At 46.5% G+C, this 20,134-nt stretch carries 22 protein-coding genes, 1 tRNA gene and 1 other RNA gene; 9 read left to right on the top strand and 15 right to left on the bottom strand.

The genetic code is table 11. The features are described 5' to 3' along the window. Window positions 1-703 precede the first annotated feature (703 nt). Together K6J74_RS08620 and K6J74_RS08615 are read right to left on the bottom strand one after the other, a co-directional pair. Window positions 704-850, bottom strand: coding sequence for an outer membrane protein (locus K6J74_RS08620; protein WP_260321539.1), 147 nt, complete (start codon window positions 848-850; stop codon window positions 704-706). A gap of 140 nt (window positions 851-990) precedes the next feature. Then, window positions 991-1,329: an outer membrane protein gene (locus tag K6J74_RS08615; RefSeq protein ID WP_260321538.1), complete on the bottom strand. Its 339-nt coding sequence runs from the start codon at window positions 1,327-1,329 to the stop codon at window positions 991-993. A 959-nt stretch (window positions 1,330-2,288) separates the two neighbouring features. Here K6J74_RS08615 and K6J74_RS05370 point away from each other — a divergent pair. Both K6J74_RS05370 and K6J74_RS05365 read left to right on the top strand, forming a co-directional pair. Continuing rightward, window positions 2,289-2,876, top strand: a complete 588-nt coding sequence (locus K6J74_RS05370; protein WP_221271258.1) for a PDC sensor domain-containing protein — start codon at window positions 2,289-2,291, stop codon at window positions 2,874-2,876. Window positions 2,877-2,892: 16 nt separating this feature from the next. Beyond that, entirely contained in the window at window positions 2,893-4,182 is a 1,290-nt protein-coding gene (locus tag K6J74_RS05365; protein ID WP_221271257.1) for a methyl-accepting chemotaxis protein, read from the top strand. 25 nt (window positions 4,183-4,207) lie between these two features. Here K6J74_RS05365 and K6J74_RS05360 read toward each other — a convergent pair whose 3' ends face one another. Continuing rightward, on the bottom strand, window positions 4,208-4,612 hold the full coding sequence (locus tag K6J74_RS05360; protein WP_221271256.1) for an SEL1-like repeat protein: 405 nt from the start codon (window positions 4,610-4,612) through the stop codon (window positions 4,208-4,210). Between the two features lie 379 nt (window positions 4,613-4,991). Between K6J74_RS05360 and K6J74_RS05355 the strand changes: the two genes are divergently transcribed. After that, on the top strand, window positions 4,992-5,768 hold the full coding sequence (locus K6J74_RS05355; RefSeq protein WP_221271255.1) for a hypothetical protein: 777 nt from the start codon (window positions 4,992-4,994) through the stop codon (window positions 5,766-5,768). A gap of 71 nt (window positions 5,769-5,839) precedes the next feature. Here the strand turns inward: K6J74_RS05355 and K6J74_RS05350 are convergent, their stop codons facing one another. After that, complete coding sequence (locus tag K6J74_RS05350; protein WP_260321537.1) at window positions 5,840-6,907, bottom strand: hypothetical protein; 1,068 nt, start codon at window positions 6,905-6,907, stop codon at window positions 5,840-5,842. 103 nt (window positions 6,908-7,010) lie between these two features. Here K6J74_RS05350 and ssrA point away from each other — a divergent pair. Both ssrA and K6J74_RS05340 read left to right on the top strand, forming a co-directional pair. Then, window positions 7,011-7,368: a transfer-messenger RNA gene (ssrA, locus tag K6J74_RS05345) on the top strand. 32 nt (window positions 7,369-7,400) lie between these two features. Further along, on the top strand, window positions 7,401-7,889 hold the full coding sequence (locus K6J74_RS05340; RefSeq protein WP_260321536.1) for a hypothetical protein: 489 nt from the start codon (window positions 7,401-7,403) through the stop codon (window positions 7,887-7,889). Here K6J74_RS05340 and K6J74_RS05335 read toward each other — a convergent pair whose 3' ends face one another. From K6J74_RS05335 to K6J74_RS05325, 3 genes are read right to left on the bottom strand one after another with little or no spacing between them, the layout of a single operon-like run. Then, on the bottom strand, window positions 7,890-8,228 hold the full coding sequence (locus tag K6J74_RS05335) for a chaperone NapD (RefSeq protein ID WP_221271253.1): 339 nt from the start codon (window positions 8,226-8,228) through the stop codon (window positions 7,890-7,892). Then, on the bottom strand, window positions 8,225-8,698 hold the full coding sequence (locus K6J74_RS05330; protein ID WP_221271252.1) for a 4Fe-4S binding protein: 474 nt from the start codon (window positions 8,696-8,698) through the stop codon (window positions 8,225-8,227). The genes K6J74_RS05335 and K6J74_RS05330 overlap by 4 nt, the downstream gene beginning before the upstream one ends. Beyond that, window positions 8,691-9,446: an exodeoxyribonuclease III gene (locus K6J74_RS05325; protein ID WP_221271251.1), complete on the bottom strand. Its 756-nt coding sequence runs from the start codon at window positions 9,444-9,446 to the stop codon at window positions 8,691-8,693. Before K6J74_RS05325 ends, K6J74_RS05330 begins: the two co-directional genes overlap by 8 nt. An 83-nt stretch (window positions 9,447-9,529) precedes the next feature. On the opposite strand from K6J74_RS05325, the gene K6J74_RS05320 reads away from it, so the two are divergent. Continuing rightward, window positions 9,530-9,605 (top strand) — tRNA-Phe (locus tag K6J74_RS05320). A 10-nt stretch (window positions 9,606-9,615) separates the two neighbouring features. Here the strand turns inward: K6J74_RS05320 and K6J74_RS05315 are convergent. After that, on the bottom strand, window positions 9,616-10,374 hold the full coding sequence (locus tag K6J74_RS05315; protein WP_221271250.1) for a TSUP family transporter: 759 nt from the start codon (window positions 10,372-10,374) through the stop codon (window positions 9,616-9,618). Between the two features lie 89 nt (window positions 10,375-10,463). Between K6J74_RS05315 and gatA the strand changes: the two genes are divergently transcribed. From gatA to dnaJ, 3 genes are all read left to right on the top strand, one after another. Continuing rightward, a complete protein-coding gene (gene gatA, locus K6J74_RS05310; protein WP_221271249.1) occupies window positions 10,464-11,837 on the top strand; it encodes an Asp-tRNA(Asn)/Glu-tRNA(Gln) amidotransferase subunit GatA in 1,374 nt (457 codons plus the stop codon). Next, window positions 11,828-13,273, top strand: a complete 1,446-nt coding sequence (gene guaB / locus K6J74_RS05305; protein ID WP_221271248.1) for an IMP dehydrogenase — start codon at window positions 11,828-11,830, stop codon at window positions 13,271-13,273. Before gatA ends, guaB begins: the two co-directional genes overlap by 10 nt. A 78-nt stretch (window positions 13,274-13,351) precedes the next feature. Beyond that, on the top strand, window positions 13,352-14,470 hold the full coding sequence (gene dnaJ, locus K6J74_RS05300; RefSeq protein WP_221271247.1) for a molecular chaperone DnaJ: 1,119 nt from the start codon (window positions 13,352-13,354) through the stop codon (window positions 14,468-14,470). Here dnaJ and fliY read toward each other — a convergent pair whose 3' ends face one another. The 7 genes from fliY to folK are packed head-to-tail and all read right to left on the bottom strand — an operon-like array spanning window position 14,471 to window position 20,134. Continuing rightward, window positions 14,471-15,349 carry a flagellar motor switch protein FliY gene (fliY, locus tag K6J74_RS05295; RefSeq protein ID WP_221272600.1) on the bottom strand — a complete coding sequence of 293 codons (879 nt, stop codon included), beginning with the start codon at window positions 15,347-15,349 and terminating at the stop codon, window positions 14,471-14,473. After that, window positions 15,349-16,410, bottom strand: a complete 1,062-nt coding sequence (gene fliM, locus K6J74_RS05290; protein WP_221271246.1) for a flagellar motor switch protein FliM — start codon at window positions 16,408-16,410, stop codon at window positions 15,349-15,351. Before fliM ends, fliY begins: the two co-directional genes overlap by 1 nt. Then, the gene (locus K6J74_RS05285; RefSeq protein ID WP_221271245.1) at window positions 16,403-17,098 is read right to left on the bottom strand and encodes an RNA polymerase sigma factor FliA; all 696 of its coding nucleotides are present in this window, start codon (window positions 17,096-17,098) and stop codon (window positions 16,403-16,405) included. The genes fliM and K6J74_RS05285 overlap by 8 nt, the downstream gene beginning before the upstream one ends. A 3-nt stretch (window positions 17,099-17,101) precedes the next feature. Next, window positions 17,102-17,413 (bottom strand): hypothetical protein, encoded by a 312-nt coding sequence (locus K6J74_RS05280; protein ID WP_221271244.1) that lies wholly within the window; start codon window positions 17,411-17,413, stop codon window positions 17,102-17,104. An 8-nt stretch (window positions 17,414-17,421) separates the two neighbouring features. Then, window positions 17,422-18,294 (bottom strand): P-loop NTPase, encoded by an 873-nt coding sequence (locus tag K6J74_RS05275; protein WP_221271243.1) that lies wholly within the window; start codon window positions 18,292-18,294, stop codon window positions 17,422-17,424. Next, on the bottom strand, window positions 18,291-19,655 hold the full coding sequence (gene flhF, locus K6J74_RS05270; protein WP_221272599.1) for a flagellar biosynthesis GTPase FlhF: 1,365 nt from the start codon (window positions 19,653-19,655) through the stop codon (window positions 18,291-18,293). Before flhF ends, K6J74_RS05275 begins: the two co-directional genes overlap by 4 nt. Then, window positions 19,652-20,134 (bottom strand): 2-amino-4-hydroxy-6-hydroxymethyldihydropteridine diphosphokinase, encoded by a 483-nt coding sequence (folK, locus tag K6J74_RS05265; protein WP_221271242.1) that lies wholly within the window; start codon window positions 20,132-20,134, stop codon window positions 19,652-19,654. The genes flhF and folK overlap by 4 nt, the downstream gene beginning before the upstream one ends.

The raw sequence follows: 20,134 nt of genomic DNA, 5'->3' as shown, positions 1-20,134 counted from the left end.
ACACCACGGGAATCTTTTTAGGTTTTATTCTAGATAGCAGTGGCTAGATAACTCATAATTATCATAATTTAGTTAGAGCAACACGCTTAGAAACAAAAAATAAAAGCGTAAGCAAGAAGTAAAAATTAGTGGGGTTATGGTTTTTTTTTGCTTAGTTTGTTTGTGCAAAGAATCTTTCTAGCTCTCCAGCCCTTTAACTCCCCTGATTGTAAGATGGAGGGTGTTGTGGTGTAAAAACAAATTTACTTGTGCTTCCCCACTTTCCTGTGTTTCTTTTTGCCGTGATTTCACAAGTTCACTTTTTAAAAATCATTAAATTCAGCCAACCAACTTATATGGTCATCTGTAATGTTTACGCATTCTGTAGTCATCTCTGTGGCTTTGATAGGGTTCACCTTGGCTATCTTAACAATGAAGCCTAAAGTATCTTTTCATAATTCTAGTTCTAGCATTGTTTGTGCTGTAAATTACTCTAATTTAATCTCAGAGGTTTTAGAGGCAAGTGTGCTACACAAGAAAAAAAGAAAATCTGTAGATTGTGGTAATATGAGTGGGAGCAGACAACAATGGATTGCAAGAAGCACCCAGAGCCACGTAACAGACCTTGATTCTCATTTACCGGTTTTAAATTGCCAAAAGACAAAGCCTCGAGGCTTTCACTCGCTAGCTGTTGTCTTTCTAAGTGTGTCCTTAACTTTTTATCTTAGAAGTTAAAGACATAGTTGAAATAGACAGAAACATTGCGTTTATAAGCAACACTCTCTGTTACACCATCATAGGTGCCCTTGTAATAGTAATTCACAGCCAAAGGAATTCTAAGCCCGATTTCAAACCCATTGTGCTTGCTCACATTGGTTCTAAAGCCAATGTTCAAGGGGATTTAGAAATAAGAGGTGTGCATGGCAGCACTGCCATGTAGGGTGTTTATATCTTCCATCGCAGAATGGTATAGGCTCGCACCCTTAGCTAGCCGTGAAGAGCCTGTGAGCATCACCTAGCAAAAATACCGCTGGTGTGTGTGCCATCTTTGCTTTCATAGAAGTTATAAAGCGCGTCCATACCCGCACCATAGGTGAAGTTATCTACCGCACTTGCATCGTTAAGATTGAAAGTGCCATGCTGGTAGCTGAAGGTGGCGTAGTAGCGCAGACCCCAACGCTTGCTTTTGCCAAAGAATTGTTTGTAACCAATTTGCATGTCCACACCATACATGTTGCCATTTTGGCTAGTGCTTTGTTGGTTGTTAATCTTAGCCATCGTATTTGAGAGGGCTACTGCTGCCTGTGCCTGTGCAGGGTGCTTCTTCACATAAGTGTTCGCCTGTTGCACAAAGGCTCTGAGAGTAGCTATGGTTCTGTTGAATTATGGGATTTGTGTTTTCATGGCGTTTACTTGGTCGCCAGTGGCATTACCCCAGCCAATACTCTTACAAGGGCTTGGCGCAATGCTTGGGCTTACAAAATCGCATTGTTTGCTTAGCTAGCTAGATCAGACAGACTGGCTGATTGTTGGACACTGTTCATAAAATTAGTGAGCTTTGTTAAGAAATTTTGCGCACCGGTAGCGATAGGGTTTTGGGGGCTACCCCTAATACGGCTGGCACTACACCGCCTTTTGGAATCACCACATCTGCTGTGGGGGTATCAATCATGGATTTAAGAGTTGCTTTTAGACCATTTTGTTGTGCGTTAAAGATGGTGTCATTGAAAGTGGCAAACAAGCTGCCCACAACTTGACCTAGGGACTGAGTTTGTGCCTGGCTGACAAGCTGACCTGCCCAGCATTTATCACGAGCTGTTTGTTTTTCTTAGAGCGTGCACCATAAAAGTCTAGCTGAGAATACGGCGATGATCTCTAGCACATCTTTAGCTAACTCCCCTTGAAGCGCACATTTTCATCGCCTTGATTGATAGCAATAACTTCAGTCATTTTAAGACAAGTGGTGGGTTTTGCCTTTGTGTATTTTTTTGCAAGAAAAGACCTTAAGTCCTCTAGGAATGTCTGCGTGGGTGTGGGGAATGGTTTATATGGCTTTGTGGCATCTGATGATTGTGGAACAATGGGGGTTTATAGGAAACGCCCGGAAAATAACCCGCAAACAACCTACAGCTGTTAAGATGTATTTTATGTTACAATACACCGTTGCAATGGAGCGTTAACTAGCGTTAACTTTTGAGTGGATTTACAGAACTATCAAGCAAGAAAGTTTAACACCTTGTTTTGATTTAACCACGGGTGGTGTGCCAATTTAGGGCTGTTGTTATACGATCGTTAAAGAGAGTTGCGATATGAGCTTCAAAACCAAGATTTCTCTCACCTTTGCGGTGTTGTTATTGGTGAGTTTTTTTACCATTGCAGGTATCCTTAGCTATAGGCTATACTTTAGAATGAAAGTATCTATCCAGCAGAATTTACAAGAAACCGTGGACATGCTCTCCTACCCTTTGAAGGGTTGGGATGATGCAATTAAAGACGCTCTACTCAAAACAGCTACACAGCTAGAGAACATGGACTTGCATGACATTAGGGTTATGAGCGATCTGCTCAACCATGTGCAATATGGCATGAAAAAAACAACACTTTATCTAGGGCTTGAAGATGGGAGCACGATTAAGCCCATAGGCACAGTGCCGCACAATTACGATCCACGCACACGCAATTGGTATAAAGATACTAAAGTCAATACGAACCTTGTGATGAGCCATCCTTATATGGATATGTTTTCCCACCATCTTGTCGTTACTTATAGCATCGCTATCCATCAAAAAGGTGTATTTAAGGGAGCACTAGGCGCTGATGTGCCTCTAACCTACATGCAAGATGCTGCCGTTAAACACTCAATTTCTAAAAAACGCATTTATTTCTTTGATCTTTGATCAAGAGGGCTATATTTTGGGTACAAGCATTTTAAACTACCAAGGCAAGCGTTTCTTAAAAGTGTTTCCTCATAGAAAGAAAATTTTTCAAGAGATCTTGGCGCATAAAAGTGGACTGATTGAAAGCGATGTGGGTGGGATAGATAAGTATTACATTTACACCACCGTGCCCGGGTCTACTTGGAAGATTTTGGCCGTGTGCGACAAGAGTTTCGCACTCAAGGATTTAGACATGATCCAACGTACGATTCTTTTTGCCTCCATCGTGTCTTTAGTGTTTTCTTTGGGTTTATTCTTTGCGGTTGTGCACACCCTCTTCAAACCCCTCATCACCCTCACGCAGTTGATCCAAGCGCTCCTCTCTAAGGAAGGCGATTTGACAGAAAGAGTCGCTGTCAAGGGCAAAGATGAGATTGCAACCATCTCTAGGAGCATCAATGCCTTCTTAGAAAAAACCCATAGTATCATCTCCACCATCAAGAACAACAGCACACAAAACACCCAAATTGCGCGCACCTTGCAAGATAGCTCCACTACGGTCTTTAACAATGCCCAAGAAGAGCAGGATCGCATTCAGGTGGTGGTGCGCGATGGAGAAAGCGTTGTGACCAATATTCTAAGTGGGGCGGACAATGCTGCAGCCAACAGCGATACCTTGGTCAACACTAGCAAAACTCTTGTAGAAGTGCATACCCAAATTGAGGACTTTAGCCAAAATCTAAGTAAAAACGCCCAATTAGGTGTGGAATATTCTAATCGGCTAGAACGCGCTTCCCATGACACCCAAGAAATCAAAAAAGTATTGACCATTATCGCAGAGATTGCCGAGCAAACCAACCTTCTAGCTCTCAATGCGGCTATTGAGGCGGCGCGTGCGGGCGAACATGGTAGAGGCTTTGCGGTGGTGGCTGATGAAGTACGCAAATTGGCTGAAAAAACGCAATCTAGCTTGAATGAAATCAATTCTACCATCACGGGCGTGGTGCAAAGTGTGGATAACATCAGTAAAGACTTGCACAGCAATGCCCAAGAGATCGTTAAGGTTTCTCAAGTGGCTCACAATTTGCAAGAGGTTGTGGACAATAATGTGCAGGAACTCCAAAGCATCATCGATGCTATTGTCCAAAATGCACGATCTCTCAAGGAACTGGCCCAAAAAACGAAGGGCATCATGGGCGAGATTCAAGAGATTGGAACGCTAAGTCTCTCTAATCAAAAGAGCGTGCAAGCGGTTGCACAAGCGAGTGCTTCTTTGAGCAAGACCGCCGATGTTTTTGATCGCGAGCTAAATAGGTTTAAAGTTTAACACACTTCTCACAGCTTAAAAGCATTCAAGGCATGTGTTGATCGGATTTAATGCTACCAACATTTTGATCTTGATAGAGTTCTGTGCCTTCAATATCTCGACAACCAAATTGGTGATCCAAATCACAAGCCTTTTGAAAAAAATACTGCGCCATCCTTTTGTCCTGTCCAAATCCGGCACCATAAATTCCATTTTTATACATCACCGCTAAGTCGTAATAACCCCTAGGATCCCCTAGCTTTGCTGCCTCTTGAAAGTTTTGCAGAGCTTTTAAGTAATTGTTATTCTTATACGCTTCTAAACCAGCCTCAAAATACTGATCTGCTCTTTCACTCGAATACTGATCTGCGCTTTTGTTTGCATAAGCCCAATTGAGGCATAACAACATTGACAGCACAACTTGACCTGCTTTTTTAAACAATCCTTCCATTGTCTCCCCTTGAAAATGAAAATAAAAGAAATACTGATTGTAATGCGAACGAGGGAGAATAAAAAAAAAGTAAACTGTTAGATAACATAACCATAAAAGATCACACACAAAGCCTGTTTGTGTGTAAAAATGGGTTACCTAGTAAAGGAAAAATCTTAATGTCTTAACTTTTTTATGCACACATTGCCTATGTGAACCTTGCGTAAAATGGATCAGCACAAAGATTAAATGGGCTAGAAAGTATGGCGATTTGTCTTTCTTGTGTGCTTTTTTATGATTTGCAAAGTGGTGAGATTCAAAAAATATCAATATGTATTCAAATGCTTTAAAGTCATAAAAAGGGTAGTATAATTCACCACATTTATAAAGAAAGGTCTTAATGAATCCATTAAAAGAAATCTTAGAGCAGAAAAAGACGGTGTTGATCGCCGATGCCCGCGCCTATGCCCATAAAGTGTTGATGCAACACAAGCCTTATCCGTGGCACGACCCCACGCTTTACAGCAATTACATGAAACAAGTCGCCGCGCTCTTAAGGGTGGATGTGCTCGTTTTGCGCTTTGATAAAATGCTAGAAGAAGAGCTAAGGACCAACGCCGAGTTGGTCGCCAAAATGGGCGAGAAAAAAAGACAAGGCTACGCACTCAAGGTTTTTATGCAAGATGAGGGCATTAAGGAGGGCACAAGCTCTTTAGTCAACACCGCCACAAACACTTTGCATGTGCATATTTTAACCCAGCTGCCCTCCCCACTCCAGCTTTTGCAAATGAGCGCACAGGCTGTGGGGGCAGACACCGATTTTAGCGATGAGGACATTGAAAATGCGAGCATGTATTATGCCGATTGGCTGCGCTCTTACAAGGACTCTAAAGTGCGGGGGCTCTTGTTTGATGAGCGCACCCAAGAGGTCGCCCAAAGCCTTTACCAGCCTATTTTAAACACCGCAAGCGGTTACCATTGGGAGATTGGCTTTAGGCGTGCAGACGCTTTACACTTTTGTGGGTTTACAACTTCCATCCCCGTTTTAGGCTCCAACTTTTGGTTGGATAAAAACGCCATTAGCCCGCAATTTAACAGCCCCTTTTTCACAGAGATACACGAGGATGCGATCCCTGAAGTGGTGTTGGAGAAATTGCATGCGTTTTTCCACTTATAAGCGCGCAAGGGCTTTTTTGCATTTCGTAAAACTTGCTCGTGCAAGCGGACAGACTAAGGGCTAAAAGCAGGCTAAACAATCTCATGCTTGTCCTTAATTTGGTGTATTTGCACTTTGGGGGTGCTTAGGGTTTGCACTTGAAAAGAGGGCTCTTTTAGGGGCTCTTGTGCGCTGTGGGTGCTGGTGTGGTGTTGCTCTAGGCTTGGTGAGCTACTTTGGGGGGCGTTTAACACGCTTTGGCTGTGTTGTAGCCATGCGTTTTTACTGGCACTTAGCATGGCTTGCAGGTCTTGCACGCTCCCTTGCGTGGCAAACAAGCTATTGAGGAAGGTGGGCACGCGGTATAACAAAAATAAAACCAAAAGTGTGCTGACAATAAGGGTCAAATACGCCCCGATCAAGGGGGGCGTTGGAGCTGTGGGTGCTGGCAAAAGGGTTCTAATCAAGTGTTGCAAAATTTGGGCGTTGTAAAAGGCAAGCAGTAAAATTAGGGGTTGGTAAAACGCCAAAGCCATGCACTTTTTGGCATAGTGCCACAAAAGTTTAGGGGCAAATAACCCCAAAGGCAGGACAAACACCGCCAAAGCAAGCCACAGCAACAGCTCAATAGACACGATTAAGGTCAACGCCAAAGTATAGGTGAGTAGCGCCCCTTGTGCTACAACAAGGGCACACACAAAGCCCGCCATGAAGTTGTTTAAATGCCCTTGCGCTTGCGTGGCTAGCAGCACTAGGCTGTGAAAGCTTTGGTTTAGTAAAAACTCTAAATTAAAATGCGTGGGGTCGGTGTTGAAGGCAGTGCTTGAGGCTTGCAGGCTTTGTTGCACGAGTTGGGTTAAGACATTAGGGGCGTAAAAGATCAGCTCTTTTAGCTGTGTGTAAAAGGCGGTTGGGTTGTGTGTGGCGTAGTTAAAGAGCGTGAAAAACAGCGCAAAGGCGCAAAGAGAAAACAAGGTTCTTAGAAAAAAGAAGTCGGCTAAGCGCACCCGATTAAGAGCCCATAGCATGAGCGCGATCAACATAGCAAGGTTACACAAGAGCCGAAAGGAGGCGTTTTGCAAAATCTCTTGCCCGATTTGTGCAAGCAAGGCATGCGTTGGGTCTAGAAAGAAGTGCAAGACGTTTTGGTAAAGTTGCAAGTTTGGACCTTGATGTAAACGGGCATTCTAACTTGTCTTGGTTAATCGCTTTTAAAACTATAAAAAGATTATTATGCTATACTTCGTAGGCTTATTTTTGTAAGGGGCTGAAATAGGATTTCGACAGGGATTGCGTTGCGTGGGTTGCATGCCAAGTGTCTCTTGTAAAACGACACAAACAATAACCGTAAACAATCCTAATTACGCTCCCAACTACGCTAAAGCAGCGTAGCGAGCTGGAACTTGGCGGATCGATCGGTGTTTGCTAAGCCTTCCATCATCTTAGCCGATTGCCTTTAAGAGCCGCTCGCCTCTTAGAGTAAGCCTAGAGCTAGGGGTTTCTTTGGGGCTTGGAGAAGTTAGCCCGTGAAGCCTTAAGACTTTTAACTTCTCTAAGCATGTAGAGGCCCATGTTAGGACGCGATTTTTGGACTGGGGTTCGACTCCCCACAGCTCCACCATGTACATTTGGCATTTAGAAGGATTAAAAAAAATGGATTTACGATTGCGTGCGTTTTTAGCTCCCCTATTGTTTTGCTTGGGCTTTATCCCCCTTTGGGGCATTGACATACAAGCCTTGGTGCAAGAGCAAGTCAAAAGCGCAGGGTTAGCCGACCAGTTAGTCAGCGTAACTAACCAAATGCTAGAGGGGGCGATCGATACAGGCAAAAACTACCAACAAGTCAAACAGCTTGACAAGCTCTACCAAGAAACCAAGAACTTAAAGGCGATCTTAAACCCTAATAAGGGCGCATCCAAACCCACAGGGTTGGGGGCGGTCTTTAAAAAAGCCATTGAACCTCCCGTGGACCTGGACAAAGCCCTAAACCTCACCAATGCCTTACAAAAAGAAGTGAAAAACGCCAACCAAGACGGGCTAGACTACAGCAAAATACTCAGCGTCTTAAACCAGCTTGAAAACTCCTTACAAACCGCCCTAGATTTAAAATCGCAGTGGCTCGACACTAGAAAGGCAAACTAGCTACTGATCCAAGAGCCAGTTATTCACATCCCCCCCGTAGCGCACACCCTTAGCGTCCGTGTTCTCAATCTTTTCTAAACTCTCTTGGATATTGGGGGGTAGGGGGTTTTCATCGCTATAACTATAGTGCATGTGTGCGCCAATCACCCCCTTAGTTTGCTCAATCGCCCGATTCGCCCGAACCTCTTCATTGACATTTTCCGCCTCTATCAAGGCGATGATGACCCCCTTGTCTTTATCAAACGCCCCCACCTCAACATGTTCAATGTTTTTAAGGCTCTCTAAGACCCCCTCAAACGCCTCCAACTCTACCCGCACAACCACACTTGAAATATTCATACTGACCTCTCTATAAATAAAATCGCCTCTGTAGGGCAGACCCCCACACAAAACCCACACCCCGTGCAAACCCCCAAATCTACACGGGGTTTAAACATACCCAAAAAGTGTATCGCTTTATCTTTACACGCATCGCCACACGCAAAGCACACCACCCCTTGATGCCCTAGACATTTATCGGGGTCAATGAGTGCTAGCGCATTTATCCCCCCTAAACTCTCATCTAACACCCCTGCACACTCCGCACACGCCTTGAAACATGCCCCACAAAAGGTGCAACCACTCCTAGAAAAGTCCAAATGGGGCACTTGCCCCGGCTCTTTAAAGATGATCTTTTCGGGGCACGCCCCCATACACCCCCCCACGCACTCCACGCACTCATCTGCCCTTTGGGGGTTAAAGTAGGGTAGGGGCACTTGAAAGGGTTTGCCCTGCGTTTTAAAAATCTCTCTTAAGGGCTTTTTATCCATGCAATTCTAACCCCACGGGGCAGTGGTCGCTGCCTAGGATTTGGGCGTAAATGTGGGCGTTTTTAAGCGTGTCTTTTAAATTGCAAGAGGCTAAGAAGTAGTCAATGCGCCAGCCCACATTGCGTTCTCTTGCCTGTCCTATGTAGCTCCACCAAGTGTAAGCCTCCCTTTGCTCGGGGTAAAAGTGGCGGTAGGTGTCGATAAAGCCCTTTTGTAAGAGCGTGCTGAAAGCTTGCCTCTCAGGGTCGCTAAAGCCGGCGTTGTAGCGGTTTGCCTGCGGGTTGGTTAAATCGATCTCATTGTGTGCCACATTTAAATCCCCACACACCAGCACCCCTTTTCGTGCCATTAAACCGCTTAAAAACCCCCTAAAGGCCTTCTCCCACTCTAGGCGGTAAGGCAGACGCAACAAGTCCCTTTGGGCGTTGGGGACATAGACATTCACCAAATAAAACTTAGGGTATTCGCACACCACCACCCGCCCCTCCAAATCGTGTTCGGTTACACCGATTCCATAACTTACATCTAAGGGTTGTTCTTTGCTAAGGGTGAGCACCCCACTATACCCCTTTTTCTCTGCGCTGTTCCAAAAGGCATAATAGCCCTCAAAGGCAAAGTTGGCTTGCTCGGGGTGCATTTTAGTTTCCTGCACGCAAAAAATGTCCGCCTTGCTTTGCTCTAAAAAGTCTTTAAAGCCCTTTTGCATGCACGCTCTCAAACCATTGACATTCCACGAAATTAAGCGCATTGCTAGACCTTTGGCACAGAATCGCCCCCATTATAGCATTTTAAGTAAAGTTTTAGGCAAGAATGTTTAAAATAAACATTTTTGGCTTGATAGCTCAGTCGGTAGAGCAGAAGACTGAAAATCTTCGTGTCGGTGGTTCGATTCCGCCTCAAGCCACCACTAAAAACTTTCAATGCAAAAAATCCCAAAACAACTTTAAAATGGTCGCTCCCACCACGCATAAAAACACCTTGCGGATAAACTTCACTTCTTTACGCACCACTAAATTAGAGCCCACCCAAGCCCCCAGCATTTGCCCCACGCCCATTAACAGCCCCACCGCCCAAATGACATGCCCGCCGATCAAAAACACGCTTAAACTAATAAAATTGCTTGTGAAGTTAAACACTTTTGTGTGTGCGGTGGCTTTTTTAAGATTAAAGCCTAAAAGCGAAACTAAGGCAAAAGTCCAAAACGAGCCTGTGCCCGGTCCAAAAAAGCCGTCATAAAAACCCAAAAGCACGCCAAACACGCCATAAAACAAAGCGGGCTTGAGTTTAGCCGGCTTGTCCCCTTCGCCCATTTTAGGCGAGAACAGGGTATAAACAAAGATGAGCGAGAGAAATATGGGGATGAGTAGCCGTAATAAATCCGCCTTGAGGTGCAAGATGAGGCTTGTACCAAGACTTGCCCCCACCACCACACACGCCACGCCAAAAACCACTTCTTTCAAAGACACCATGCCCTTTAAACAGAAATTAAGCATGGCGGTGAAACTCCCAAAGCTGCTTTGTAATTTATTCGTGGCAAGAGCCAAATGGGGGGGTATCCCCAACGCCAAAAGCGTGGGCAGCGTGATGAGCCCCCCACCCCCAGCGATCGAATCGACCAGCCCCGCACAAAAGGCCGTCAACGCCACAATGACATACACAAACCATGCTAAATCCATCACGCCCCTTGTTGCCAAAGCACTGAATTTTTTACTATACTTTAGTTTTACTCTGCATTTGCTAAGATAGATGAAAACGGGAGAAAAGCATGGTAACACTCACGCAAGCTATGGGGTTAGCCCCCACTGAGTTAGAAGAGTTAAAAAAACAAATCGCCAAAGAAGTGGGAAAAAGCGATTTAAACGCCTATGTCCGCCCCCCAGAGCAAGATGGGGCGAGTGGGGGGGGGGTACCGATTCTCATTAAGGACAATATTAATGTCAAAGGGTGGGCGATCACTTGTGCGAGCCAAATTTTACAAGGCTACATCGCGCCTTACCACGCTAGCGTGGTGGAGAGATTGCACCAAAATGGCATGTGTGCCTTTGGGGTGGCAAACATGGATGAATTTGCGATGGGCAGCACCAGCGAGTCTAGTTGCTATGGGGCGGTGAAAAACCCTAGAGATTTAAGCCGTGTGGCCGGGGGCAGCTCAGGGGGCTGTGCGAGTGCGGTAGCGGGGGGCTTGGCAATAGCGGCTCTTGGTAGCGACACGGGCGGATCTATCCGCCAGCCAGCTAGTTATTGCGGCTGTGTGGGGCTTAAGCCCACTTATGGGCGGGTGAGCCGCTATGGGTTAGTGGCTTACAGCTCCAGTTTAGACCAAATCGGGCCTATTACACAGAATGTGCAAGATTGTGCCTTGCTCTTAGATGCCATCAGCGGACACGACCCCAAGGACTCTACCAGTGTTAAACAAAACCCCTTGATGACTTTTAAAAATTTAGACCCCAACAAACGCTTTAAAATCGGGGTGCTTGAAGATTATTTAGACGATGCCGACCCCTGCGTCCAAAAGGCTTACTTTGACACCACAAAGTTATTAGAGGATATGGGGCATGAGATTGTGCCCCAGAAAATGGCAAATGGCAAGTTTGACACGGCGGCTTATTACATCATCAGCACCGCGGAAGCGTGTTCTAATCTTGCCCGTTTTGATGGGGTGCGTTATGGGCGTAGAGCAAGCGCAAACAACTTAAAAGAGATTTACACCAAGAGCCGGACAGAAGGCTTTGGGGCTGAGGTGAAAAGGCGCATCATGCTAGGCAACTTTGTTTTAAGCAGCGGCTATTATGAGGCTTACTACCAACAAGCGCAAAAGGCACGGGTGTTTATCCGCCAGCAATACGCTAAAATTTTTAATGAAGTGGATATTCTTTTAGCCCCAGTCGCCCCCTCTGTTGCGCCCAAATTTAACGCCCATGCCAGCCCGCTAGAAATGTATCTCAGCGACATTTACACGGTGGGGGTGAATTTAGCAGGACTGCCGGCCATATCTCTGCCTGTGTCTAAGAGTGTGGAGGGCTTGCCTGTGGGCTTGCAATTAGTCGCTCCCGCCTTTGAAGAACAACGCATTTTAGACACCGCCTTTGGGCTTGAAGATGCGCTTAGCCTCACTTTTAAAGGCATTGCATGCAATTAGTCCAAAAAGCCTTAACCTTTGAAGATGTTCTGCTCTTGCCTGCTTTCTCTGAGGTGTTGCCAAAAGAAGTGAGTGTAGCCTCTAAACTTAGTACCCACATTTCTTTAAATATCCCCTTTGTGAGCGCAGCGATGGACACGGTTACTGAATACCAAACCGCTATTGCCATGGCACGCCTAGGCGGTATTGGCATTATCCACAAGAACATGGACACGCAAACACAAGTGGAGCAAATCCAAAAGGTCAAAAAGAGCGAGAGCGGGATCATCCACGATCCCATTTATATCCACGCTGAGGCAAGTTTGGCAGAGGCCAAAGAGATCACAGACAATTACAAAATCTCGGGCGTGCCCGTGGTGGATAAAGAGGGCAAACTCATAGGGATTTTAACGAATAGAGATTTGCGTTTTGAGTTTGATTTAACCCGCCTAGTGGGGGAGGTGATGACAAAAGCCCCCCTACACACCGCCCATGTGGGCGTGAGCCTAGAGGAGGCGCAGGCGATCATGCACAAATACCGCATTGAAAAGCTCCCCATTGTGGACGCCAACAACACCCTAAAGGGCCTCATCACCATTAAAGACATACAAAAACGCATTGAATACCCACAGGCCAACAAAGACCATTTGGGGCGTTTAAGGGTGGGTGCAGCCATAGGGGTGAATCAACTCGATCGGGCCCGGGCTTTAGCCAAAGCGGGGGCGGATGTGTTGGTGCTTGATAGCGCACATGGGCATTCGCTCAATGTGATCAAAACCCTAGAAGCCCTTAAAAAAGAGCTAGAAGTCGATGTGGTGGTGGGCAATGTGGTTACCGCCCAAGCCACTAAGGATTTAATCAGTGCGGGGGCTAATGGCGTGAAGGTGGGCATTGGACCGGGCAGCATTTGCACGACCCGCATTGTGGCAGGGGTGGGCATGCCCCAAATCAGCGCAATCGACAATTGCTACCAAGAGGCCAAGAAGCACAATATCCCCTTGATCGCCGATGGGGGGATCAAATACTCCGGTGATGTAGCTAAGGCTTTGGCGGTGGGGGCGGCGTGCGTGATGATCGGATCACTCATTGCCGGCACTGAAGAATCCCCGGGGGACACCTTAATCTATCAAGGGCGGCAGTATAAGAGCTATCGGGGGATGGGCAGCATTGGGGCGATGACACGGGGCAGCTCGGATCGCTACTTTCAAGAGGGTTTAGCGTCTGAAAAATTAGTGCCCGAGGGCATTGAGGGGCGTGTGCCTTATCGGGGTAAGATCGCCGACATCCTCTACCAGCTTGTGGGAGGCTTGCGATCGTCTATGGGCTATTTGGGGGCTAAAGACATCCCCACGCTCACGGCTAACGCCCAATTTGTAGAGATCACCGCCGCAGGGCTTAAAGAATCCCATGTCCATGATGTAGATATCACCAAAGAAGCCCCCAACTACCACGCTTAAAGCCTGCCCCCCTTTTGGGGGTTTTCAAAGATTTTAGGGTAAAATAGCCCCTTTTAAACCAAAGTATGAGGTGTTTTAGTGGATTATTACGAACTCTTGGGCGTGGATAAAGGGGCGAGCAAGGAAGCCATTAAAAAGGCGTTTAAGCAACTTGCCCGCAAATACCACCCCGATTACAACCCCGACAACCACGAGGCGGAAGAGAAGTTCAAGCAAATCAGCGAGGCTTATGGGGTGCTCAGCGACGATCAAAAACGCCAAATTTACGACCGCTACGGCAAAGAGGGTTTAGAGGGGCGGGGCATGGGGGGCTTTAGCGATTTGGGCGATATTTTTGCCGACTTATTTGGCGAGGATTCGCTCTTTTCGAGTGCCTTTGGTTTTGGCAAACGCGCGCAGCAAAGCAAAATCTCTAGAGATGTGCTTGTGGGCTTGGAGCTTAGTTTTAAAGAGGCGGTGTTTGGCTGTAAAAAGAGTGTGGATTTGGAATACAAAGCCTTTTGCGTGGATTGTCAAGGCAGTGGGGCGAAGGACAATAAAATGCAAGCGTGCAAGGTGTGCCAAGGGCGGGGGCAAACCTTCGTGCAACAAGGTTTCATGACGATGGCAAGCACTTGTGCTAAGTGTCAAGGTAGCGGACAAATTGCCCTAGAAAAGTGCATCCCCTGCAAGGGAGAGGGCTTTATCTTGCAAAAAGAGAGTTTTGAGTTGGATGTGCCCGAGGGCATTGACAATAAAAACCGCATTAGAGTGCCCAATCGGGGCAATGAATACCAAAGGGGGCTCAGGGGGGATTTATATTTAGAGGCCGTGGTGGGAGAGGATGAGCATTTTTTACGCGATGGGTGTAATATTTACATTGAAGTGCCCGTGTTTTTCACCTCTATCCCTTTGGGCTCTAAAATCATGGTGCCCTCTTTGCAAAAAGAGCTAGAGTTGCAAATCCCCCCCAACGCCCAAGATCGGGCGCAATTTGTGTTTAAAAACGAGGGGGTAAGAGACATCCACACGGGGCGTTATGGCAATTTAGTGGCGGTGTTGAAAATTTTATATCCGCAAAAACTCACAGACAAACAAAGAAACCTTTTGACGCAATTACACGAAAGTTTTGGGTTTGAGAGCGAGCCTTATAAAAATGTGTTTGAGGTGTGTTATGGCAAGGTCAAGCAATGGTTACAAGACCTAGTCAAAAAGTAGCTAACTGTCTTTGAGTTGTTCTAGGCGTTCTTTCTTACTACCGATGTCGGTGATTTGGATGCCAAAGTTGCCATCCACGATCACCACCTCCCCCTTAGCAATCACCTTATCATCGACCAAAATTTCTAGGGGGTCGTTCACCATTTGGTTGAGCTCCACCACACTGCCTATATCCATAGACACCACATCTTTTAAAATCATCTTTTTCTGCCCAATGCGCACCCTGACATTGAGCTTGATGTCTAAGAGCATGTTGATGTTGCGGATCTCAAGCTGTTCTAGGGAGTGATCGCCATCCGTGCGTTCTGTCCTTTGCACCACAGGAATACTAGGCGCAGCCGGGGCGGGACGACCTTTGGGGACATTTTGTACCACTTCTTTTTTATTGAAAATGTCTAAAAACACGCCCCCACAGAAAATAAAAAAGCTTGATTCCAAAGCGTCTAATTTAAAGCTAAACTCAAAGCCATCGCTATAGGGGTCGAGAGAAGACCCATCGCGGGCAAAGCCCGCTCCCTCTGTTTCAAAGCCTAGTTTGGGTAAAGCTTCTTGAGACTTTAAGGCAGTGCTAAGGGCCCCAAAGACATTCGAGCCGATCTCTTTGATCGCATCCAAATCATCGGTTTCTAAAGTTTCCTTAGAAGCCCCCTCTCCCCCAACCATTAAATCCGCTAAAGCTGTCGCCATAGGCACGGGGATCGCCAAAGTGATCTTTAAATTTGCATTAGGGGTTACACGGATTGTTACAGAAGCGTGTTCGATGAAGATAAAATCTCCCACAGAGATCTCGTTTTTTAATTCCACTTGGGGAGCTTTGCCTAGCAAGCCATTGATCGTGGTTGTGAATTCTTGTACAAAAAGTTTTAAAAAATCGTCGATCACTCTTCTTCCTCCTTAATGTTGCCGATTTTGATTTTTCGTTGGTTTTCCAGCACTTCTAGGATTTCTTTGACTTTGTCTTTTTCGGTTTGGACCACTTCTTTAATTTGGATGGTTTTGCGATAACCTTTATAACCCACTGTGGCTAGGTAGCGTTCCTTCTTGTCAATATTGACCACAACCACATCATTGGCGACCTTGTTTAAGCGGATCGTGTCCCCCACCACTAAATCCAAGACCTCTTTTAAGGTGAGTTGCACCCCGCCTAAGAATGCCGACACATCCACGCTTGCCCCCCCCACTAGGGCTTGCAATTCTTTATTACGGCTTTTCTTAGAGCTGGTTTCCGTGAGCATCACATCGCGATTACCCATTTTAGAAAGAATCCCCTCAATGGAGATCACCGGGTAGCATAAATTCATCATTCCCCTAGAGTGCCCGATCACAATCTCCATCACCACCATGATGACGATTTCATTTTGCGCCACGATTTGCACCACATTTGCGCTCGACTCTTTAGCGTCAATGGTGGGGTAAAACTCGGTTACGGGTGCCCAAATATCCTTTAAGATTTGCATGACCTGCTTTAAAATGGTGTCTAAAAGGTTCAACTCAATGTCGCTAAACTCGCGCATTTGCTCGTAAGCACTCCCCTTGCCTCCAAGCAAGCGATCGATCATAGGAAAAACAATGCTAGGATTGACCTCCAACACCCCATTGCCCCCCACGGGTTTCATGGAGAAGACATTAAAGCTTGTGGGGCTAGGTAGGCTCATTAAAAACTCCCCATAAGTCATTTGATCCACGCTGTGCAGTTGGATCTCCACAATGGAGCGCATGATCGCGGAGACTTGGCTAGAGAGGCTTCTAGCCATTTTGTCGTGGATGCTTCTAAAAGAGCGCAACTGCTCCTTACTCACCCGATTGGGGCGTTTGAAGTCGTAAAGCGTGATCTGCTTTTGGGGTAGGATCTCGTGTTTTTGTAGAGTGTTGACATCATCGCCCTCATCCACGACCTCTAAAAGGGCATCGATCTCTTCTTGACTTAGAATATCAGCCATGGCTTGCTCCTAGAGATTTGCGTACCTTTTTGATCACCTCTTTGATGATTTGCGAAATGCGCGACTCGGTGATCCCTAAAATCTCGCGGATCTCGCTCAAATTCAATTCTTCAAAAAAATAGAGTTGGATCAAAAGTTGTTCGCGATCGGTCATGGTCTTTAGCGTGGCTTGGATCGCACTTAGCAACTCCTCAAACTCTAGTTTTTTGGTGATGTTGTCTTGTTCGATGGCGCTGAACTGCTCGTCCATGGGCACATGGGCGTAAATGTCGGAGGCTGCCTTAGCATCCCTAATCTTAGAAATGTCCTCGTTCAACACCTCAGCCAAATACACATCATCGGGCTCTTGTCCGTGTTCGTTGTAATACTTAGACACTTCATGGTCAATGCTTTTAATAAGCTTTCTTGAAGAGCGCGACACCACATCCAACGAGCGCAAATAATCCAACATCGCCCCATTGACCCGTGTCTTGGCATAGCCCCAAAACGAGTCGTTGAGCACCACATCATAACGCCTAGAGAGCTTGATGAGCTCTTCTGTGCCCACAGACACTAAGTCGTTGAAGTCCACAGAGCTAGGCAAGCGCTCTTTCAAGCGAAACGCCATAGAGCGCACGGCGGGTAGGTATTGGATCGCCAACTCGTCCTGGGAGTTTTGGATTTGCTCTAGGTAAGGCGTGGTGCTCAAAGACTAACCCTCGTTGTACTCATAATTACGGACATAGTTCAACAAGTCTTCCATCTCTTTTTCGCGTTGCACGAACTCTTTGCTAAAGTGGGTCAATTTGCGCTCCAACTCCGCCTTGTTTAAGAACTTCTTACGGGGATACATAAAGCCCATATACACCGAAGCAAAGAGCAAGATAATGAGATAAAAGCCCACAGTGGACACGAGAGTGCCGAATAAAATATACTCGGCTTGGTTAAACTTCAGCAAGGATAAGATCAAACCAATGAAAAACCCGCCCACAATGGAGAAATTGACAAAGTTTTCTAGCTTCATGCACCACCTCACAGATACCTAAGCAAGCGTTTGAAAAACCCGATGAGATTGTCTTTAGGGGTTTCCACCACGCCCTGCTCAAGTTTTAGGGTTAAGATTTTGACAATCTGGTTCATAGAAAACGAAAAGGCGTTGAAAGGCTCGCTCTTGCACAGCAATTTACGATCTTTGATCGAACGCCTCACGGCATTGCTGTTTTGGATATTGCCTAGGTAGTTTAAGGTCATGTTGGGGATGTTCTCTTTAGCCACCCGCTGGATACCCCCGAAGATTTGCAAGGCTTTTTCTGCCGAATCGACCATGTTCACCAGCACAAAGACATCGTCCTTGGTTTTGGAATTGACTTTGATCGTGGTGTAGGCATCGGTGATCGCAGCCGGGTCGGATGTGGTGATCACCACCACGCAATCACTTGCCCTTAAAAAAGCCTGCGTAAATTCGCCAATACCTGCCCCCGTGTCGATGATCATATAATCCAAGTCATCTAAGAGCTTGGTTTCATCCACATAACTATCTAGGATGTCTTGGCTCACATATTTAAAAATCTCTTCGCCACTATCCCCGGGCACTAAATAAAAGCCCTCTTCAAGGGGGTAGATCACCTCGCTAAAATGCACCTCCCCCCGTAGGGCATGCAAGATATTCTTTGTGGTCTTGATGCCAAAGATGATGTCTAAGTTTGCTAGCCCAATGTCTGCGTCTAAAATCCCCACCTTATAGCCACTCTTAAACAAGCTATAGGCTAAGTTTGCGCTGATGGTGCTCTTGCCCACGCCCCCCTTACCCGAAGTGACCGCCACAAACTTTGTCTTGCCTCTTTTGTTGAAGATGCTCTGGGGCTCCATGATGTGCTCTAAACCGCTGGCTTGGTTTTGCTTCATGCTTGTTTCCTACCCGGGTGCGTGAAACCATCGAGCATGCAATCCACCAAATAGTCATTACTAGCCACAAGCAAATCCATAGGCACTTCCTGACCTATGGAAAGGTAACTAATGGGCTTTTTGCTCTCATAGACTAAAGAAAACAAGTTTCCAAACCCCCGACTTTCGTCTAATTTTGTGAAGATCAAGCTGTCGATCCCTAAAGGGCTAAAGGCGTTGTAAATGTCGGTCAAATCCTCATATTTCGTGGTTAAAGACAACACCAAAGCCGTGTCAATTCTATACCCATTTTCTGTAAATTTCTTTAAATTCTCAATTTTTTTGCTGTCGTGTTGGGAGTGCCCCGTGGTGTCGATGAGCACCACATCGCAATATTCCAGTGCCTGCATTTCTTTATTGAAGTCCTGCGCATCCATCACGGTTTCAATGCTGATTTTCATTTTCTTAGCATACCACACCAGTTGCTCCACCGCCCCAATGCGGTAGGTGTCTAGCGTCAAAATCCCCACCTTGTATTTTTTATCCAGCATTTTAGAGTAACGGGCAGCGAGTTTGGCTAGAGTCGTGGTTTTACCCACCCCAGTAGGCCCTACGAGCATGACAATTTTTTTATAATTTAAATCTAGCCCCTCGTGCCGACAATAAATCATCTTGCGCAACACCTCGCGAAAATAGCGCTTCACGGTTACGGAGTTCTCGCGCATTTTCACGGGCATCAGCTCCAAGCTCAAGCGCATGATCTCATCCAAGTGGTTCTTATGCATGCCACTATTCTTAGCAAGGCGGTAAATTTCGGCAAACTCGTGGGGAATGAGCAGTCCCTGTTCTTTTTCCTCACTCCACACCATGTTTTGGATGAGCTTTAGATTGTCGTTGATTTTATTCAATTCGCCCTTAATGGAGTGCAAAGCCACCCCCTCGGCTTTTTCTTTCTCTTTGTCTTTCTTTTTAGGGGCAGGGATTGCCGGCTCGGGTGGGCGCACCTGAGCGTCTCTTAAGCTGTCTTGGGCGATCTTTGTGAGCTCTTTAGAGGCGTTGATTGTGGCAGGCTTGATTGGGGCATCCTCATCCACGCCGGCGAGTTTACGCATTTCGCGGATGGTCGCAGATAGGTCCACCTGCACACCCTCATCGGGCTTGGGTGGGGGGTTGCGCAGATTGTCTAACTTTTCTTGCATGTTGTTGGTTTTGGGCGGAGTTTCTTGATCCACTGCCACCACCACTTCATAGAGCCCGGGCTCGGTGAGGGTTTTCTTGCGGATCTCTTTGGCTTTCACCACGAGGGCGTTGTGCCCGTGCTCGCTTTGGGCGAGTTTCAAGGCTTCGGCGGTGGTTTCTCCGCTATAAGTGTAGAGTTTCACATCTGCCCCCACGCCAAAGCTTGTAAAAATAGGGGCAGCGTGACAGAGGGGCGTTTTGCCCACTTAGGGTGGGGTAGGCTCAAGTGGGCTTGTTTGTAAACCACGCGGTTGTAAAAAATCATATCGATGTCTAAAGTCCTCGGTGCGTTTTTAAAAGCTCTCTGTCTTGCACGCCCAAAACGGCGTTCTAGGTAGAACAAAAGCCCTAAGAGTTGGTTTAAACTCCAACGAGTCGTGAAAACAAGCGTGGCGTTGTAAAAGTCGTTTTGCTCTGTGTAGCCAAAGGGCGGGTTGATGTAAAGGGGCGAAGAGCACAATGCTGAAAACATGCGATTATTTGCCAGCCAGCGCCACAGCCTTTCAAAAATCGCCCCCGATGCGCCCTCATTACTGCCGATTCCCCACACCACGCTGTTTTTTAAGCGCCACGCCCGCTTGCACTTTCTAGGATAAAAGGGGGAGTACACCAAAGTTTGCAT

Source organism: Helicobacter sp. NHP19-012, from assembly GCF_019703325.1.
GTDB classification, from domain to species: Bacteria; Campylobacterota; Campylobacteria; order Campylobacterales; family Helicobacteraceae; genus Helicobacter; species Helicobacter gastrofelis.
This window is presented reverse-complemented; position numbering and strand designations above follow the sequence as displayed.

What these genes read in the sequence shown, in the direction of transcription:
- K6J74_RS05335 (WP_221271253.1), bottom strand. Translation starts at nt 8,228, where the DNA reads ATGAATATTTCAAGTGTGGTTGTGCGGGTAGAGTTGGAGGCGTTTGAG.
- folK (WP_221271242.1), bottom strand. Translation starts at nt 20,134, where the DNA reads ATGCAAACTTTGGTGTACTCCCCCTTTTATCCTAGAAAGTGCAAGCGG.
- K6J74_RS05370 (WP_221271258.1), top strand. Translation starts at nt 2,289, where the DNA reads ATGAGCTTCAAAACCAAGATTTCTCTCACCTTTGCGGTGTTGTTATTG.
- K6J74_RS05315 (WP_221271250.1), bottom strand. Translation starts at nt 10,374, where the DNA reads ATGGATTTAGCATGGTTTGTGTATGTCATTGTGGCGTTGACGGCCTTT.
- guaB (WP_221271248.1), top strand. Translation starts at nt 11,828, where the DNA reads ATGCAATTAGTCCAAAAAGCCTTAACCTTTGAAGATGTTCTGCTCTTG.
- K6J74_RS05275 (WP_221271243.1), bottom strand. Translation starts at nt 18,294, where the DNA reads ATGAAGCAAAACCAAGCCAGCGGTTTAGAGCACATCATGGAGCCCCAG.
- K6J74_RS05355 (WP_221271255.1), top strand. Translation starts at nt 4,992, where the DNA reads ATGAATCCATTAAAAGAAATCTTAGAGCAGAAAAAGACGGTGTTGATC.
- fliM (WP_221271246.1), bottom strand. Translation starts at nt 16,410, where the DNA reads ATGGCTGATATTCTAAGTCAAGAAGAGATCGATGCCCTTTTAGAGGTC.
- K6J74_RS05330 (WP_221271252.1), bottom strand. Translation starts at nt 8,698, where the DNA reads ATGGATAAAAAGCCCTTAAGAGAGATTTTTAAAACGCAGGGCAAACCC.
- K6J74_RS05280 (WP_221271244.1), bottom strand. Translation starts at nt 17,413, where the DNA reads ATGAAGCTAGAAAACTTTGTCAATTTCTCCATTGTGGGCGGGTTTTTC.
- K6J74_RS05360 (WP_221271256.1), bottom strand. Translation starts at nt 4,612, where the DNA reads ATGGAAGGATTGTTTAAAAAAGCAGGTCAAGTTGTGCTGTCAATGTTG.
- gatA (WP_221271249.1), top strand. Translation starts at nt 10,464, where the DNA reads ATGGTAACACTCACGCAAGCTATGGGGTTAGCCCCCACTGAGTTAGAA.
- K6J74_RS05340 (WP_260321536.1), top strand. Translation starts at nt 7,401, where the DNA reads ATGGATTTACGATTGCGTGCGTTTTTAGCTCCCCTATTGTTTTGCTTG.
- K6J74_RS05325 (WP_221271251.1), bottom strand. Translation starts at nt 9,446, where the DNA reads ATGCGCTTAATTTCGTGGAATGTCAATGGTTTGAGAGCGTGCATGCAA.